13 protein-coding genes are annotated in these 18,173 nt (G+C 35.3%); 3 read left to right on the top strand and 10 right to left on the bottom strand.

Going from position 1 to position 18,173, the window contains the following annotated elements; all coding sequences use genetic code 11:
• The first annotated feature begins 1 nt into the window (after position 1).
• On the top strand, positions 2-370 hold the full coding sequence (locus HOO91_08300) for a hypothetical protein (GenBank protein NOU17544.1): 369 nt from the start codon (positions 2-4) through the stop codon (positions 368-370).
• A 231-nt stretch (positions 371-601) separates the two neighbouring features.
• Here the strand turns inward: HOO91_08300 and HOO91_08295 are convergent, their stop codons facing one another.
• Together HOO91_08295 and HOO91_08290 are read right to left on the bottom strand one after the other, a co-directional pair.
• Positions 602-2,341 carry a dipeptidase gene (locus tag HOO91_08295; GenBank protein NOU17543.1) on the bottom strand — a complete coding sequence of 580 codons (1,740 nt, stop codon included), beginning with the start codon at positions 2,339-2,341 and terminating at the stop codon, positions 602-604.
• Positions 2,342-2,424: 83 nt separating this feature from the next.
• Positions 2,425-3,576: a metallophosphoesterase gene (locus HOO91_08290; GenBank protein ID NOU17542.1), complete on the bottom strand. Its 1,152-nt coding sequence runs from the start codon at positions 3,574-3,576 to the stop codon at positions 2,425-2,427.
• 407 nt (positions 3,577-3,983) lie between these two features.
• Between HOO91_08290 and ung the strand changes: the two genes are divergently transcribed.
• Entirely contained in the window at positions 3,984-4,655 is a 672-nt protein-coding gene (gene ung, locus HOO91_08285; protein NOU17541.1) for a uracil-DNA glycosylase, read from the top strand.
• Between the two features lie 118 nt (positions 4,656-4,773).
• Here ung and HOO91_08280 read toward each other — a convergent pair whose 3' ends face one another.
• The 5 genes from HOO91_08280 to HOO91_08260 form a co-directional block, all read right to left on the bottom strand.
• The gene (locus HOO91_08280) at positions 4,774-5,208 is read right to left on the bottom strand and encodes an RNA-binding protein (protein NOU17540.1); all 435 of its coding nucleotides are present in this window, start codon (positions 5,206-5,208) and stop codon (positions 4,774-4,776) included.
• A 177-nt stretch (positions 5,209-5,385) separates the two neighbouring features.
• Positions 5,386-5,766, bottom strand: a complete 381-nt coding sequence (locus HOO91_08275; GenBank protein ID NOU17539.1) for a hypothetical protein — start codon at positions 5,764-5,766, stop codon at positions 5,386-5,388.
• Positions 5,767-5,788: 22 nt separating this feature from the next.
• Entirely contained in the window at positions 5,789-6,814 is a 1,026-nt protein-coding gene (locus HOO91_08270) for a hypothetical protein (protein ID NOU17538.1), read from the bottom strand.
• Positions 6,814-9,078 carry a TonB-dependent receptor gene (locus HOO91_08265; GenBank protein NOU17537.1) on the bottom strand — a complete coding sequence of 755 codons (2,265 nt, stop codon included), beginning with the start codon at positions 9,076-9,078 and terminating at the stop codon, positions 6,814-6,816. The genes HOO91_08270 and HOO91_08265 overlap by 1 nt, the downstream gene beginning before the upstream one ends.
• 102 nt (positions 9,079-9,180) lie before the next feature.
• Complete coding sequence (locus HOO91_08260) at positions 9,181-10,467, bottom strand: hypothetical protein (GenBank protein ID NOU17536.1); 1,287 nt, start codon at positions 10,465-10,467, stop codon at positions 9,181-9,183.
• A 408-nt stretch (positions 10,468-10,875) separates the two neighbouring features.
• Here HOO91_08260 and HOO91_08255 point away from each other — a divergent pair, with 408 nt between their 5' ends.
• Positions 10,876-12,519 (top strand): ABC-F family ATP-binding cassette domain-containing protein, encoded by a 1,644-nt coding sequence (locus HOO91_08255; GenBank protein NOU17535.1) that lies wholly within the window; start codon positions 10,876-10,878, stop codon positions 12,517-12,519.
• 175 nt (positions 12,520-12,694) lie between these two features.
• Here the strand turns inward: HOO91_08255 and HOO91_08250 are convergent, their stop codons facing one another.
• From HOO91_08250 to HOO91_08240, 3 genes are all read right to left on the bottom strand, one after another.
• A complete protein-coding gene (locus tag HOO91_08250) occupies positions 12,695-13,513 on the bottom strand; it encodes an NYN domain-containing protein (GenBank protein ID NOU17534.1) in 819 nt (272 codons plus the stop codon).
• A gap of 572 nt (positions 13,514-14,085) precedes the next feature.
• Positions 14,086-17,718 carry a PAS domain S-box protein gene (locus HOO91_08245; protein ID NOU17533.1) on the bottom strand — a complete coding sequence of 1,211 codons (3,633 nt, stop codon included), beginning with the start codon at positions 17,716-17,718 and terminating at the stop codon, positions 14,086-14,088.
• A 2-nt stretch (positions 17,719-17,720) separates the two neighbouring features.
• Positions 17,721-18,173 (bottom strand): response regulator, encoded by a 453-nt coding sequence (locus HOO91_08240; GenBank protein NOU17532.1) that lies wholly within the window; start codon positions 18,171-18,173, stop codon positions 17,721-17,723.

Raw genomic sequence — 18,173 nt, 5'->3', positions numbered from 1 at the left:
AATGGAGCGTGGGAGATTTATTTATCATCGTGAGAAAGAAATCTATTTCATTGATTATACAAATTTAATGCAGGAGGTAGAGTTTCTTGAGTCAATAAAAAGCACTAATGTTTTTAGAGAGAAAGTCAAAGCATCAGGAAAGAAAGATCTGTTGATGTTGGTTGATGTGACCAATAGTTATGTATTTGGAGGAGTTTTTGCCGAGGTGAAAAAATCTGCAAAATCAACCCAAAGCATTACAAAAAAGACAGCAGTTGTAGGGATTTCAAGCGCAAAAAAAACATTTCTAGATATTGTAAATGCATTTACATCGTTAAATGTAAAACCATTCAATAATATTGAGGAGGCTAAGGACTGGCTTGTAAAGTAGTTGAGATTTTACCTTTGATTCAGCCTTGAATCTTACTTTTTTAATCACAGATTTTATTAGAATTAGTTTATAACCCCAATTAGGGCTACCCCTTTAAATTTGAATTTATAATCCTTGCAAGGTTTTACATGTTTAAGTTTTGATTTATAACATTAGTATTCTATCCAAAAAAAGAGAGGGTTTGCTTTGTGCTAAACCCTCTCCTTTTATAAGGTGAAGAAAGGTAAGATATTATTTTTTTACTTCTGGTACTAAAAGTTTATCCCCAGTTTGATCAATAATAGATTTCTTCCATGAATCAGGGTAACCTGGCTGTGATGGCGATACTGGGAATCCCCAAGTGTTATAAATAAACTTGCCATCTTTCTCCTTTTTAACGTTTCCATCGATATATTTTACAAGTAACCAATCACTGAGTTCTTGCCAGCGTTTGACGGTATAGTTGGCCATGTTTACAGAGTAATCTGTAAGGAATTCGTTGGCAGCCTGTGGATTGGTTTCCCATAGCTTTTGAGCAGCAGCATCTATTGCTGGGGTATAAGTTGCAAATTTTGTTTCCAATTCGCTTTGCACCTTCTTTATATCCTGAATAATAAGATCGTATCGAAGGTATGCAAAATTTGCAATCCTATTAAATATCCAAAATGCAGATGTAGGTGAGTAGGTCAACATATTTCCATTTCCTTCAGCGTACGTTTCGGGTATGCGATTAATTGAACAGTAAATAGGAACATAAACGGTAGATGCTGCATCATCAACGCCAAACCAAAAAATACCTCCAATTGGGTTGGGAAGCCAACTACGCATTTGAGCGATAAATGAAAATCCCGTTTGCTGAGTAGCCGTAGTGCGTTCATTTAGATAAGTTTTACCATTGTAATTCCATGTCATCGGTCTCCAGCGGTATGGGGCATGATTTGGCCCAGCACCAACATCTTTGCTCATATCTAGTTCCGTTCCTTCAAGATGATCGCGCTTAAATGCTTGGAGATCCTGTGGTGTTAACTTCCTATTGGGCTTAATGTACAGTGGCATGTGGTTTTTTAAATCTTTACCAATGGCATAATCCCAATATTTCTTCATATCATCATTTACATGGTTGAAGAATGCCCAAACGCGCATCTCGCTGAAACGAACAGCGTCAAATGTTAAAGGAGCATAGGTGTCGCTAAAGCTAAAATCGAAATCGTTTCCCGTGTAATATTTCTTGTCCCTAGCGTATGAGATAACATCCTGAGCGTATACTATCTCTACTTCTGGATTGAAAATTTGAGTTAGATTTTTACTGCTAATTGAATTCTTACCATTTTCGAGAGGGAAAGTTGTTATTCTGGCTTGATTTGCATGTGATGAGATATACCCATCAGGAATACGAATTGCAACCCAAACGGCACCTTTATCAGCATTATAAGATTTCTTTGTTCTCTTGTCAATAGCCATATTGGTTCTTTTAGCAATCATCTCGAAAATCCATACCTCGTTTGGATCTCCAACGGAGAAAGACTCGCCCGAACTGGCATATCCATATTTTTCAACGAGTTCTGCCATAACTTTTATTGCTTCACGAGCAGTCTTCGAACGTTGAAGGGCTAAAAACATTAAACTACCATAATCAACAATTGCAGTAGAATCTATTAATTCGTGGCGACCACCAAATGTCGTTTCTCCAATTGCAACCTGATACTCGTTCATAAAACCAATAACCTGATATGTTTCAGTGGCTTGTGGTATTTGTCCAAGAGGTTTATTTGTGCCTCTGTCATATAGAGTTATCATAGTTCCTACTGGCCAAGTGCCCCTAGGACGAAAGTAGAGTTCACCATAACGGATATGAGAATCGGCAGCATAGCTAACCATGGTGGAACCATCAGTTGATGCACCCTTGGTTATCAAATAATTGGTACATGCATTTGAATCCAATGAAATTACAATAATCGATAGAAATAGGAGTGAGGTTATCAGTCTATTCATAAGTTTTAATTTATGTGTTTGGGTAAAAATAGTTAAAAATTTTATTGATGAGATAATTATGAATAATCATCAACTTCTTGGTACTAGTCAAAATCAATTACCAGAATCTCAGGTCTATTTCCTAATCGTATAGGTGGACCCCAAGTTCCATAACCATTTGAGACAATAAAATGGGTATTTCCAATTCTCTTGTAACCACTACTTAGCTCATAAATGGCATTGGTAATATAGTTGAATGGCCAGAGTTGACCATGGTGGGTATGCCCTGAAATTTGTAGATCAATCCCATTTTCAGCAGATTCGTTTAGTTTGAATGGTTGGTGATCTAGCAGAATGATAGGTTTGATTTTATCTACATTTGCAACTAGTTCACTAATACTCTTTCGTTGTTTGCCAGTTGTATAGTTGGATTGACGATCATCTCTACCTACTATGTAGAACGAGTTATCGATTAGCACGGTGCTATCCCTTAAAACGGTTACACCATGCTTACGTAAGTAGGCTAGTTTTGGTTCAACACCGCCAAAATATTCGTGATTTCCGGGAATGGCAAAAGCTCCTAATCGAGATTTTATTTGTTCGAAATACTTGCCCAAACCATTATTTACAACTGGAGCAATATCTTCATCAAAAACATCTCCAGCAAAGAGGACTATATCAGGATTTTGTTTATTTATTAAATTAACTAAATGCTCCAATCTTTTAGCTGAAATCAATGTGCCAAGATGAATATCCGAAACAGCAACAATTCGAGTTTTGTTTGTCCTTTCGAGTGTTTTATCGAACTTCAATTTAAAGTTATTAACTCTAGGAAATCGGGCGTTGATATAGCCAGAAAGTAAAATTAAGGATGCAACAGCATATACAGATATTATCATCCATTTTTTGTAGGATGGATTTATTTTAAAATCTAGGTAAGGCGTGAACTCAATATAATGATTCAAAACCTTAAAGATGGTTACTAATAGGAAGAGCAAGATTAGGTATAGCATAGCACCCATCCAGAAGGAGCCAATTTTTACCATAAAAATGGAGAATGAAGAGTTATAAACTCTTTCAAGTATTCTTCCTAATGGGTAGGCAAGTACTATAAACCAGAATACTACATTTAGAATTAAATTTTTTGGAAATACATCACCAAAAGCATAACGGGTTTTTAAGTATATATAAGTATTTGTTAATAAGAATATGCTTAATACTATTATTAGGAAAAAAAACATAACAGATTGTTTCATACATGCAAATTATTAGTTGCTTAATATTTAATAAGTTAAGATTATGGTTTTAACGTTCAGTACTGAGCGTATGGAATATCCATATTATTTATTCAAGACATATGTGAACGTTTCATAAGTATTTTATGTTTTTACAAAATGAAATTATTACATTTTTTATACGATGTAAATGTACTTAAGTGTAAGACATCGTACATCTTAATCAGTAAAATTAATTTTTGTAGTAATATACTGGTTAGTCAATATGCTTAAATATCAAGAAGAATTTAATAAATATTAGGACAGAAGATTATTACACTCACTAAATGTTGAAAACATTAATGATCTATCGATAATCTTAATGAAGAAAAAGCTATATATTCGATTTTCAAATATTGACTATGACTACCTTGGAACAGAATACATCCATAAACCCTCAAATTGAGGAGAGCTGGAAAGAGGCTTTGAAAAATGAATTTAAACAGGATTATTTCACAAATCTAAAAACGTTTCTTGTAGAGGAAAAGAAGAAACATGTTATTTACCCTCCTGGTCCAATGATTTTTAACGCCTTTAATTATACCCCTTTTAATAACGTCAAAGTTGTTTTGCTCGGTCAAGATCCTTATCATGGTCCGGGTCAGGCACATGGTTTATGCTTTTCAGTTGCCAATGGGGTTCAGAAACCGCCTTCGCTTATTAATATTTTTAAAGAGATTCATTCAGACCTAGGAATTACAAGACCAATGAATGGAAATTTGGAGAAATGGGCAAAGCAGGGTGTTCTGCTTTTAAATGCAACATTAACTGTAAGGGCTCACCAAGCAGGGTCGCATCAGAAAAAAGGTTGGGAAACTTTTACCGATGCTGCTATTACTGCTATTTCTAGGAATAAGACGGGTGTTGTATTTCTGTTATGGGGGGCATATGCACAAGCCAAGGTATCTATTATAGATCAATCAAAACATTTTGTTCTCACAGCACCGCATCCATCACCGCTATCGGTTACTCGTGGTTTTTTTGGATGTAAGCATTTCTCCAAAACGAATGAGATATTGCGTAATCAGGGAAAAGTTGAGATTGATTGGCGTATAGAATAAATAAAAAACGGTTTCAAGCAATTGAAACCGTTCTAATTTTTTGACAGATCTTTGAATCCTATTAATTTCGATTTGATGACCAATAAAAACTATTAGAAGTCTACCCTAAACAGCTTTATTAGTAACTAGATCTGTGTCCACCACCTCTTTTGTTACCGCTGCCACCGCCTCTGTTGAATCCACCTTCACCACGGTCTCTGTTGTAGCCGCCACCGCTGCCACCTCTGTTGAAACCGCCGCCACCGCCGCCGCCTCTGTTGAAGCCGCCACCGCCGCCTCTGTTAAATCCACCGCTTCCACCTTCTCTTGGTTTTCTTTCTTCAGACTCGTTAACAACAATAGTACGACCTTCGAGTTCAGCACCATTTAGATGTTCAATGGCTTTTTTTGCGTCTTCATCGTTTGGCATATCAATAAAGCCAAAACCTTTGCTTCTTCCGGAAAATTTATCAGTAATAATTCTTACTGAAGTAACTTCACCATACTCTTCAAAGATTGCTTGTAAATCACCTTCTTCAATTTTAAAAGGTAGACTTCCTACAAAAATGTTCATGTTTAATTGAGTAATTTAGTCAATAAATGTAAAATTCAATTCTTACAAAAGTAGACATTATTTTTATGTAAATTCAAGTAAATCAATAAGATTTTAGTTTTGCACAAAAATATTTTTAGAATTCTCCTGTAAGAGATTAGTAATCAGATTGAATGCGAAGTCTTTTGGGTGTTAGAATTATTTCATCATTACCAAAAGGCTACCCGTAATGTAAGCAATAATCCACCAAGAGTATGCAATAGATGTGTAAATATGTAAACCTTTTGGAACTTCAAGGTTTAATCTATAATTTTTGTAGAATCGCCAAATAAGAATTGTATCAATAAGCATGAGCGTAAGTGCTGAGTAACCTAATGAACCATGAAGGGTAAATGGTGATTTTGTAGAACCAATGATCATGCAGGCTGTGGCTGTTATATCGAGTAGAATACCTATAGTCAAAAATGTCAATATCTTTTTTGTGATATGTTTTTTTCTACGTTCATTGAATACTGCAATTGAGTAGGAAATTAGTGCTAATGTGACAATAAATGCGCCAATCATTGATATAGTTTTCATAGGTGTTATGTATTTTATTTGTTTAAATTGATTGATTACTCAGTTTGATGAACTCGAATGAAGGATATCCTTTAATACCATAGTGAGGATCGTTCTTTATACTGTTGTAGAAACCTGTAAAACGTAGTTTATAGTAAACATCATTCTTGTCTTTAATAATATAGGTGTAGTGATCTACAATTGAGTAAATGTCGTTCTTGTAAATTTTCCAGTCGTAACCTATTGCATCTTTTTTGGTGGAGAATGTATAGCTATTTATACTGCCGAAATTGATTGAAGCAAAAGTTGTGATAGTGTCCTTTGCAATGGATAAGCCATTATTAATAAGTACTCCTCGTACAATATAAGGTGTGGGTACTTTATTATCATCAAGAAGTATTGATGAATATTTAGTAAAACATAAATCCCATAAATCCTTATCGGGTTGCTGGGTGTTTAAATTTCCCCCATTATCAAATGAGAATTGCACAAAGTTGACCGATACGTTTTTGGGTATTTGGAAATAGTGTTCGTCAGTGTTATCCAAATTTGCAAAGTGAATGTAGTAGGTATTGTTCTCAAGTTTTTCGAAAATAATCTTTTTATAACCAAAGGAAACGCCATCCTCATTAACTCCTCTATTTATGATATAAACTTTATTAAAGAAAATAGGATTAGAGGTGTTGCTAAAATCTGCCCAGTTTCCTATTGCTGTTGAGTCGAGATTTCCATTTGAATTATCGAATATCATAGTTGCAGCAGTATTGGAAATAGTAGAACTAAAGTCTGTTAAGCCAGTATTGCCAGCATACATGAATTTAGATGAATTTAGAATGATATGATATCCTGATGATGCTTCAAAACCTAAATCCCAATCAGCATAATTAACATGCGATATTACGACTGAATCCGATAGGTTATAATAGGTTTGGTAATCGTACATCGAGAATGGAATTTTAACCTCGATATTAGCTATTGGGGTAGGAATGGGTTTTATTACAAAACTATTTTCGTCGAAGCAGCTTGTTAAAGCAAATGCTGAAAAGATAATAATGAATATTCTACTCATTAATTAAAGATATTATATGTTATTGATGTAAAGAAAACCCGACCATAGCCAACTGGACTTCCATCGCCTCCAGTATGAGGAGTATCGCCAGTAACACCTTTGCTTAGTACTATTTTATTGTCAAGAAGGTTCTTAAGTCCACAGGAAATTGTTAGCTTATTTGAAAAGAATTTTTTCATTAATGATATATCAATTGTAGTAAATGGATTTATAGATCCGAACACTATTTGATTATTGGAATCTAAAGAGGGATTGAATTTTACGCCAGAATATTTGTAGTTCAAGTAAACCTTAACATCCAATTTTGGAATTAGATAGGAAGTGTTTATACTCGCATCAGTTCCATATTTATATCTTCCTAATCGTTGGTTTTTAACATCAGTTGATGCGTATGTTCCTGTTTCTCCAAATCCAAATCCAAGATCGAAGCGAGGGTAGAAACTGTACTTAAATGCAACCTGTCCTCCAAAAGTGTTGAAGTAACTGATGTTTATGTATTTGTAGAATGTGCCTACAGGTAATGTAGTGATTGGTGCAAGGTAAATAATGTTATCAATTTGGTTGTAAAACATGCTTAGTTCTACATTGGTAAAATGGATTTTGTCTGTCTTATCGGTATTAAAACTGAAAGAAAGATCAAAGTTGTTTCCTCTCTCGGCCTTCAATGTATCGTTTGGTCTGATATCGTGATTAACATCTTTAAAGAGAATGTAAAGTTCTTTTATGGATGGCGCTCTATAGCCTCTAGTATATGATGCCCTGATATTTAGGAATGAAAATACATTCCATTTAACGTTGATGGAAGGAACTGGGGGCGAATTAAATTTAGTGTTGTAGTCATACCTAAATCCGGGTTGAATGCTTAGCGTTTTACCTAGGTTGAGCATTAGGCTAGTAAAAATAGCATAATCACCTATTGACTGTTTTTCATCAAGAATTCTCTTCCCCGAAGCAGTTTCGTAGTTTAGGTCAATGCCAGATACAAAGTTGAAAAGTTTTTCGGGGTTTTGGTTTCCAAAAAGTAGTTTGTATGCAAATGCGTTGGATTTGGTTGTGTCGTTTGATGAGTTATCGTTAACCAGTTGCGATGATGAATCTATAAAATCCTTTTGGTAGGTTAACTTTTTCCTTTCATAAAACGAATGGGAGCCCCAAACATTCAAGAAGTAATCGTTACCAATTTTAAGATTATATTCTATTCTATTTGTAAATCGTAAAGATTTAAACCAGCTATCATTAGCATATCTGAACCAAGGTGAAAATTGATCTCCTTTATCGAGTAAACGCTCATTCATAAATGAGGACTGATACTTAATCTTGTATTTATCCTGATTGTAAACGTAGTAAAAATCAGCGTTGTACTGCTCTTTTGGTTTCCATGTTTGCGAGCGATTTTTATCAATATTTTCTAAGTAAACCCCATTAAAAAAATTACGACCGCCGGAGAACGAAAAATTATTTTTACCGCTTTTAAAAGCGACAATACCATCGAAATTGTAGGTTCCTAAATTCTCTAAATAAGTATTTGCCGTAACATTGTAATTTGAATGAAGATTTTCTTTAGTGATAATATTTATAGCACCGGCAAGGGCATTACTTCCATAAATAACAGACATAGGCCCTTCTACAATTTCAACATGATCGATATTATAGAGATTTAGCTGGCTTAAATCGATATTTCCTCCCAATCTACCAATAACGGGTACACCATCTACTAAGATTTTAACATTGTTACCCGATAACCCCTTCAGTTTAAGACTACTTCCAAGGGCAGGATCGTAAGAAACCTGAAAGTTTACTTCATCTTTAAGAATATCTGAAAGATTTGTTGCTGCTTTCATTTCGATTTTTCGGGAATCGATAACCTTAACGTTATAGATTGATTTATCCGCTTTTTGTGGAATAAAGTTAGCAGTGACAATCACCTGATCTAAATCGAACACCTGAGGTATAAGTGCAATTTGATAGCTTTTGTTGGGCTGAATAGTGTCTTTATAAGTTTTATAGCCAACAAAAGAGACGGATATCAAAGCCTTATTTTTACAGAGGTTTTTAACAGCACCATCCTTGTCGGATATATGATAAAACTTTTGATTTGATCCCAATTCTTCAATGCAAACATTAGCAAATGGAATAGTTTCCTTGCTCTTGGAATCTATGATTACAACGTTTCCACTCTGACCATTAACCTTAATGGTTACTATAAGAAATGAGATAAGTAGTACGAAGGTTTGTTTCAATTTTGAAATAGTAATAGCTGACATGCTTGGGAATATTGCATTTATTTATTAGGGTTGGATACTTTAATAAATTGCAGGAATCAAAAAAATGATTCCTACAATAGTATTATTTAAAAACTAATATACCTATAACTCTTTAATGTTAAATGCTAACACTCCAGTTGATGAACCAGCAAAACTAGTGAAGATAATTTTGTAGACTTTCCCAGCAACATTCTTAACAACAAAAACTCTATTTGTAGCAACATCGTAAGCGGCGCCGTTAAAGGATTTCCAATCGTAACCAATTGTATTAATATCTAAGGAGAATTGATTATCGGTATAGGTAATGTTTGCAGGATCCGAAACAGTTAAATCAATCGCTTTAACGCCAATGTTTTGCAATACACCAGTTACAATATATGGTTTAGAACTACTTACATCCTCCCATTTTGTGAACAGCAAATCCCAAGTTGTTGCATCGGGTTCGCGATTTGCTATAAGTTGATTATTCTGTAGCGAATAGTATCCATAATTGGCTTTTGAGCCAGCCAAACTCATATTAGAAACTATTTGAGGGTTAGAACCATCAATGTCAGCATAGCGGAAGGAGTATTTTTGTAATGATGAAAACTTTGTCTCAACCCAAATCTTTTTGAAAGTTCCGTTACTTAGTTTTATAATATATAAAGTTCCGCCTTCGGTATTTTCGATATTGTGACTTACTGCGTTATATATACCCCAGCCATAGTTAGGGTGTCCTGTTGCATTAGCATTAAATGCTCCAACCTCCCAATCAGTATTTGAATTAGCTAACCTAGGCCAAGAAAAATAACCAGTTGTATCAATTGCTCCAGCCCAAGTCCATGATTTGGGGTAAGCTTTAAGTATTGTACCTGCACCATTGGCTTCATTAATAATAATTGAAGAGCTACGGGTTGAAATGCTAAATGCTATGTCCCAGTTAGTTCTTGGAACAGCAGCAACTACTCCATTTTTTAAGCTATAGTAAACATCATTTGCATATCCTGCACCAAGAGTTATGGTTTGATTTTTAACAACCGTGGAAAATGAAAGGGATTGACCATAGCCTACACCTACACTATTTTTAGCAAAAGCTCTAACATAGTAAGTAACGCCACCTTTTAAACCTTTAAGATTGATAACGAAATTATCACCAACTGATTTGTTGGTTGGAAGGCTATCGTTAATGGTAGGATTATCGGATAGTCCTATGCAAATACCTTTTAATTTTATAGCCGCTCCCCCCGTACTATTAATTTTACCGCCGCTGGTAGCAGATGTATCAGTAATATTTGTTATTTCAGCTGTGGTTATTGTAGGTACGGTTGGATTATCGTCTTTTTTACAACTGAAAATTGAAAGTATTATTGCAAAAACGATTAATGATGCAAATATCAATTTTGTTTTCATTGGTTTATGGTATTTAGTTTTTAATTTAAAATAATTCTAAACAGCGCCGTAAAAGTACCTTCTGAATGGATCAGAATGCTTGTAAAACAGTTGATGTATATCATTTGTTTAGTTGATTAAAAGATTTTAACAAATACAAATATGAGATAATGTGCAGAATATTAGGCGATTAAATTCGAATGTTGTAAGTGTTCAAGTTGCCTGCAACACAAATTTTAACAATACAGGATGGATATAAAATAATCTACCTCTATTTTAAATAATCAGTATATATTTGCGCCTCTAATTTTAAAAGGTTAGTAAAATTACCTGAATCAAAACTCTTTATTTAATAAACTGTTCTTAATCAATATACTCAAGACACCATCAATAATTTTAGGTTGAATTAATTCATAAAGATATATTAGTATGATCTCTGTAGACGGGTTAACATTGGAATTTGGAGGAACAACTCTATTTAAAGATATTGCTTTTTCTATAAATGAGAAAGATCGGATTGCCCTGATGGGTAAAAATGGTGCAGGAAAATCAACTCTTCTTAAAATAATTGCAGGCGAAAGAAATGCGACCCGTGGTCGAGTTTCAGCACCTAAGGATGCTGTGATTGCCTATTTACCACAACATTTAATTACTGAGAATAAACGTTCGGTTTTTGAAGAGGCTTCACTGGCATTTGCCAAGATTTTTGAGATGAAGCACGAGATAGAGACTCTGAATAACCAATTATCAGTCCGAACTGATTATGAATCGGAAAGTTACTTTAAGTTAATTGAGCAGGTTTCCGCTTTAAGTGAGAAGTACTACACTATCGAGGATATTAATTTTGATGCTGAGGTTGAAAAGATACTGCTTGGTTTAGGTTTTCTTCGAGAGGATTTTACGCGACCTACCAGCGAATTTAGTGGCGGTTGGCGTATGCGCATTGAGTTAGCTAAGATATTACTTCAAAAACCTGATCTAATCCTTCTCGATGAGCCTACAAATCACATGGATATTGAGTCGGTTCAGTGGCTTGAGGAATTTTTAATTAACAGCGCTAAAGCTGTAATTATTATATCTCACGACCGTGCTTTTGTCGATAATATTACAACTCGTACCATTGAAATGACAATGGGTCGAATCTACGACTATAAGGTAAACTATTCAAGTTACTTGGAGTTACGAAAGGAGAGGAGGGGGCAACAGCAGAAACAATACGATGAGCAACAAAAGATGATTGCTGAAAATCAGGAATTTATTGAACGGTTTAGAGGTACATACTCTAAAACCAATCAGGTACAATCGAGGGTGAAAATGCTGGAGAAGTTGGAGATATTAGAGGTAGACGAGGAGGATAATTCAGCGCTTCGCCTAAAGTTTCCCCCATCGCCCCGTTCGGGGAGTTGGCCTATAATTGCCGAGGGTTTATCCAAGAGTTATGGTGAGCATAATGTTTTCTCAAATGTAACAATTTCCATTGAGAGAGGAGAGAGGGTTGCTTTTGTTGGGAAGAATGGCGAAGGTAAATCAACGCTTGTGAAAGCCATTATGGGGGAGATTGATTTTGAGGGTAAGCTTGCACTTGGGCATAATGTTATGATTGGATATTTTGCCCAGAACCAAGCTTCACTTTTAGATGAAGAGTTAACTGTTTTCCAAACCATTGATGATGTTGCAAAGGGCGATATTCGTACTAAAATTAAGGATATTCTAGGTGCATTTATGTTTGGTGGTGATAATACCTCCAAAAAGGTTAAGGTTCTTTCTGGTGGTGAGAGAACCCGTTTGGCTATGATAAAGCTTTTGCTTGAGCCTGTAAACTTGCTTATCCTCGATGAGCCTACCAACCATCTTGATATGAAAACCAAGGATATTCTAAAGAGTGCCCTGAAGGATTACGATGGAACGCTCATCCTTGTATCGCATGATCGTGATTTTCTGGATGGTTTAGTAAGTAAGGTTTATGAGTTTGGCAACAAAAAGGTGAAAGAACATCTTTATGATATCAAGGGTTTCCTTGAGAAGAAGAAACTTGAGAATTTAAAAGAGTTGGAGAGGAAGAATCAGAAGTAGTTGATTGTATACTCACGTTAATTATGATTCCAAAAGAAGGATTTAAGAACAAGGAATAACGATTTTTGATTTCAGAAGTTATATGAAGTTAAGTTTCATAACTCTAAATATAATGTTTTATGCATCTTTATTTCAGAAATCTTAAATCTATATTAGTTATTCAATTCTATTAGTGTTACTCTTTCTTCCTTAACGACAGTGTTTGCCCATCCTCGTGGAGAACTGTTTCGTAATCGGGTTCAAGTGCTTCGCAAAATTTCCTGAAGGAGGAGTAACCGAAGTTTCTGTGATCGAATGTTGGGTCAACCTTTCTTAGTGCTTCAGAGAATCTTGATAGCAGTGCTTGCCCTGTATCTATATCAATTATCATTTGGTATGCCGATTCAATTTGTTTAAGGTTGATATTTATAATGCCCGATTCCTTTAGCGAGCCTATAACATTTAGGTCGATTGTGCCAGATTTTTTTTGCTCTGGTAATTTAATAGGCTTTATTTCACTCTCTACTTCCTTTTTCTTGTTTACCTTTTTTTGTATTTTTTTAATTTCATGTACTTCGGTTGGGTGCAATATTTCGGAGAATGTGAAGTTTTCGCAGGCTTTTACAAATGCTTCTGGTGTATGAGATTTACCAATGCCCATTATAAACAGACCTTCCTCTCGAATTCTATGAGCCAGTCCTGTATAATCGCTATCGCTAGATACAATACAAAACCCATCCACCTGTTTGGAGTGGAGTAAGTCCATGGCATCTATTATTAAAGCGGTATCGGTAGAGTTTTTTGCAGTTGTATAGGCGAATTTTTGGATGGGTCGAATGGCAAACTTATTAATCACCGCTTTCCAGCTATTCATTCGGTTATCGGTCCAATCGCAGTAAATTCTTTTAACTGTTACCCGTCCAAAACGCCCAGCCTCAGCAATAAACTGTTCAATAAGCTTACTTTCGGCATTGTCCCCATCAATTAGGATAGCTATTTTTTTATTTGTTACCATGATGTTTGCTTTGTTGGTATTGTCGTTCCACCGTTTGACCTCGACACGAAGGGGATACTTATACCCTGTTAATCCGAAACCAAGGTAGTGATTACTTTCCTATTGGCAAATTGAACATGAGGAAATTCGAGTTTGTTGAAATCTCTTCACAACATGTTCGCACTATCGAAGAATTTTTCACGCAATAAATGCAAAGAATATTATTCATTAAACAAGGAAGAAAAGTGTTTAAAGGCTCTTACAGACGATTTATTACATTTATTAGGTGATTTATTCAATCTGCCAAGTGATATATTGCATTTGACGGTATCTTCCTAAAATAACGTGAGTTCGATTCAAGAAACAATGTATCAATCTAAATATCAATGAGTTTATTTTATTTTAATTAATGGAACCGAGTTTACGAACCGAACGTAGTGAGCTCAGCGGAACTAGTTCGACGAAGTCAATAATGGAACTGGAGCGAACCGAAACTCGCAAGCTCGGTATCAACCTTCCATCATCGCACTAAGTGATTATAGATATCTGCAAATAAACACATTATCACAGCTCATATATCAAACTGGTGTTATTTATTTCTTTGTCAAGTATTTAGCAATTAATGGAAATATTTTTTTCCCATTAATCGGTTTTGAAATAAAATCATCACAACCAGCCGATATTGAAATGTTTTTATCTCCTTCAGTTGAATAGGCCGTTTGTGCAATTATGGGCAAATTGGGGCGAATTATTTTTATTTGTTTTGTTGCTTCGTAGCCATTCATTACTGGCATTTTTATATCCATGAGAACAAGATCTATTTCTAAATTGTTTTTGCATATTTCTACCGCTTCTTGTCCATTTGTTGCATGTAAAACTTTAATATTCGGTGCATTTATTTCAAATAACGTTTCAATATATAAGTAGTTTACCTCCTCGTCTTCTGCTACTAATATTGTATATATTTCTGTTAACTCGCTTATTTTTGCTGTATTAACATTCGGCTTATTAATCTCTTCATCTAAAAATGCAGGTTTGTATGGAATGGTAACATAAAAAGTTGAACCTTTACCTTTCTCTGATTTCAATGTAATTTTCCCACCGATTAGTTCGGCATTTTCTTTTGCTATTGATAATCCTAATCCTAACCCTCCATATAGCCTTGTATTTTCCTTATCCTCTTGTGAGAATCGTTCAAATATGGTTTCTTGCATCTTTGGGTTGATTCCTATTCCCGTATCTTTAACGTATATCTTGATCAGATCATCGTGCAATTGATACCCTATTTCTACAAAACCAGTAAGCGTAAATTTCAGCGCATTTTCCAGTATATTGCTTAAAATTTTACTCAGTTTTGTTTCATCGGTAAATATTATGCTCTTACTGTTAGGCAATCCTTTTTTTAAGTATAAAGGGATTTTATTCTCTTTGGCTTTTAGATCGAAAATTGAGAATAATTCTAATAGTAAATCGTTTAAACATACTTTATTGGCAATCGTTTTAGTTTGCTTGGCATCTAGCATTGAAATTTCTAGAATGTCATCCATAATTCGTAGTAATTGCGCACTGCTATTACTAATAATTTTCGTGAATTGTTTTTGTTTTTCGGGGGATAAATTAGGTTCGTTTAGCAACTGGGAGTAACCCATAATTCCGTTCATGGGTGTTCTGATTTCATGCGACATATTGTGTATGAATTCAGTTTTCAGGCGGTTGCTTTCTTCCGCTTTTTCTTTAGCTGTAACTAAATCATTAAGTAGATATTTCTTTTCAGTAATATCCTCTTTTATCGATATGAAATGTATGATCTCATTATTCGGATTAAAAATTGGAGCAATGGAAGCGGATTCCCAGTAATACTCTCCACTTTTCTTTTTATTATAGAATTCTCCAATCCAAACCTTTCCAGAATTAATAGTATCCCATAGAACCTTATAATCAGTAATAGCACTAAAACCTGATTTCAATATTCTTGGATTTTCACCAATGACTTCTGATTTAGTATAACCTGTTAGCTCGCAAAACTTTGGATTTACATATTCAATAGAACCATTAATATCCGTTATGATGATAGAAACAGGGCTTTGCTCAATTCCTTTAGAAAGTTTTAAGACCTCTTCCTCAGCGATCTTACGTTTTATTAGCTGCTCGTCACGTTGGAGTCTGGCTTTTAGAATTGGGGACATATAGCTTGCAATATTTTCCAAAAAATCACAATCTTCCTCAGAAAAATTATCATCTCTATTTGCTAGGGACAGCAAACCTATCGTTTCGTTACAATAAACAATCGGCACAGTAATAAAATTATTGATGGGCATGTGTCCTATTGGAATATGAAACGTTCCGGATGAGGTGTAAGTTTTTTTCTCCCTGATTGCTTTTCCCCAAAGAGTATCACCCCAAGATTCATGAGGAAATTTAATTGTTTTATCTTCTACCTGACATTTGTCCCATATATTTCTAGTCAAACTTGGAATGACTAAATCGAAATTCTGGTCAATATACCCGAACAATCCAATTTTACAATTAAAGATCTTCAAAATAATATCTAAAACTTGATTATATATTTCATCATCGGAGTGAGTAAGAAAAGCGTTGGATATTTGATTCATTATTGATGTTACATACTCTGAATGCTGTATTGCTTCCTCTGCACTTTTTCGCTCAGTAATGTCTTGGACTACTCCAACGGAACGTAAGGGTTTGCCTTCGCTATCATAAAAGGTTTCACACTGTTCCTGCACATATTTAATCCTTCCATCGGTAAAACGGATACGATGATCAATGGTATAAGGAGTATGGGTTTTAAGGGAATTGGTATATGCGAAATCAACTTTTTCTCTGTCGTCAGGATGGATAGCATTTAAAAAGGCTTCGTAGGAAGCACCAAATTCAATAGGATCAATTTCAAAAATGCGGTAGATTTGGTCGGACCATGTGAGATGGTTGTTGATAATATTGAGTTCCCAACTGCCAAGCCGACCAACGCGTTGTGCTTCTTTTAAAGTACATTCATTTTTACGCAGAGTCTCTTCCATCTGCCTTCGTTCGGAAATATCTTGGGCAAGAACAACGACTCCAATAATGTTACCATTTTCCGTTTTTATAGGGTTATGCGACACTTGAAAATATAATCTTGATCTGGACTCATCTCCGAAATATGCTTCCTCAATAATCTGTTCCCCGTTTAATGCTCGATCAAGATTTTGCTTCGCCTTTTCCCTATCTTCGGCCACCATCATATAGTCGAGCATATTCTGACCAATCTTGATATCAATATTGTAGATTAACTTCATCATGGAAGCATGACCATGATTAAAACTGGTGTACCTGTACTGCCTATCCAAAGCAAAGATCAAAGCGTCTGTGCTTTCAATGATACCCTGCAGCTTAGAGTACTGCTCTTTCAACGTTTCTTCTGCTTGTTTACGTTCAGTAATATCAGTAACAATCCCTTCAATCGCAATTGGTTTTTCAGTATTATCACATACCAGAATGTTGCGTTGATTTAACCATCGAACCTCTCCTGATTTATGAATGAACTGATACTCGTAAATAGGAGGCATCTCACCTTTAATAAGATTTGTCCATTGTTCTTCAAAATATTTATTCCAATCGGGATGGATTGCCTGTCTGATAAGTAACGGAGCATTATAGCATTCTTCGGGTGAATATCCAAAAATCGAAAGAGCTGCTGGACTTACATATTCATATTTCCCATCGGGTATCGTCATTCTGTAAATCACATCCCGTGCGTTTTCTGCTAACCGACGAAATCGTTCTTCACTTTCATGGAGCAATTTTTCGGTCTGTTTTTGCTTTTGTTCAAACTCCCTTTTTTCTGCTCTATCTGCTGATTCACGTAACTCTCGTTCAATTGCAGGGAGTAGCCTTTTTAAATTATTCTTCATGATATAATCATGAGCACCAGCTTTCATTGCTTCCACAGCAACTTCTTCACCAATTGTACCAGAAATAATTATGAATGGTATGTCAATGCCAGATTCTTTTAACACCCCCAATGCCTCTAATCCGTTGAAATGGGGCATTACATAATCAGAAAGAACAACATCCCAATTTTTTTTATGTAGTGCTGCTTTCATTGTTTCGGCAGTCTGTACTCGTTCATATTCAGTGTCGTATTCACCCTTTTTTATTTGACGCAAAACCAAAAGGGCATCGTCCTCCGAATCTTCAACAACCAATATCCGCAATAATGGTTTCATAATTATAATTCTCCTTTATTAGTTGGCGGTACTTCGTTGATCAGCAACCAATATAGCCCAAGATGGCTGACCGCCTCGGCAAATTGGTTGAAGTCAACAGGTTTTCGAACATAACTATTCACTCCTAAGCTGTATCCATTTACAATATCCTGTTCCTCTTTAGATGAAGTTAGGATAACAACTGGAAGAAGTTTTGTAAGTTCATTTGCACGGAGCTGACGCAACACTTCAAGCCCATCAACTCTAGGAAGTTTGAGATCAAGTAAAATTACTGTCGGCATAATCGATAGATCGCGATCGGCATATTTTCCTGTACCGAAAAGGAAATCCAAAGCTTCTGCACCGTCGTATGCCACTATTACTTCATTTGTAATATTGTTCTTTTTCAATGCACGAAGTGTTAAGTCGACATCGTCGAGATTATCTTCCACCAAAAGAATAGTTTTGTTTGCCAT

It is taken from the genome of Bacteroidales bacterium, from assembly GCA_013141385.1.
In the GTDB taxonomy this organism is placed as follows: Bacteria; Bacteroidota; Bacteroidia; order Bacteroidales; family Tenuifilaceae; genus UBA8529.
This window is presented reverse-complemented; position numbering and strand designations above follow the sequence as displayed.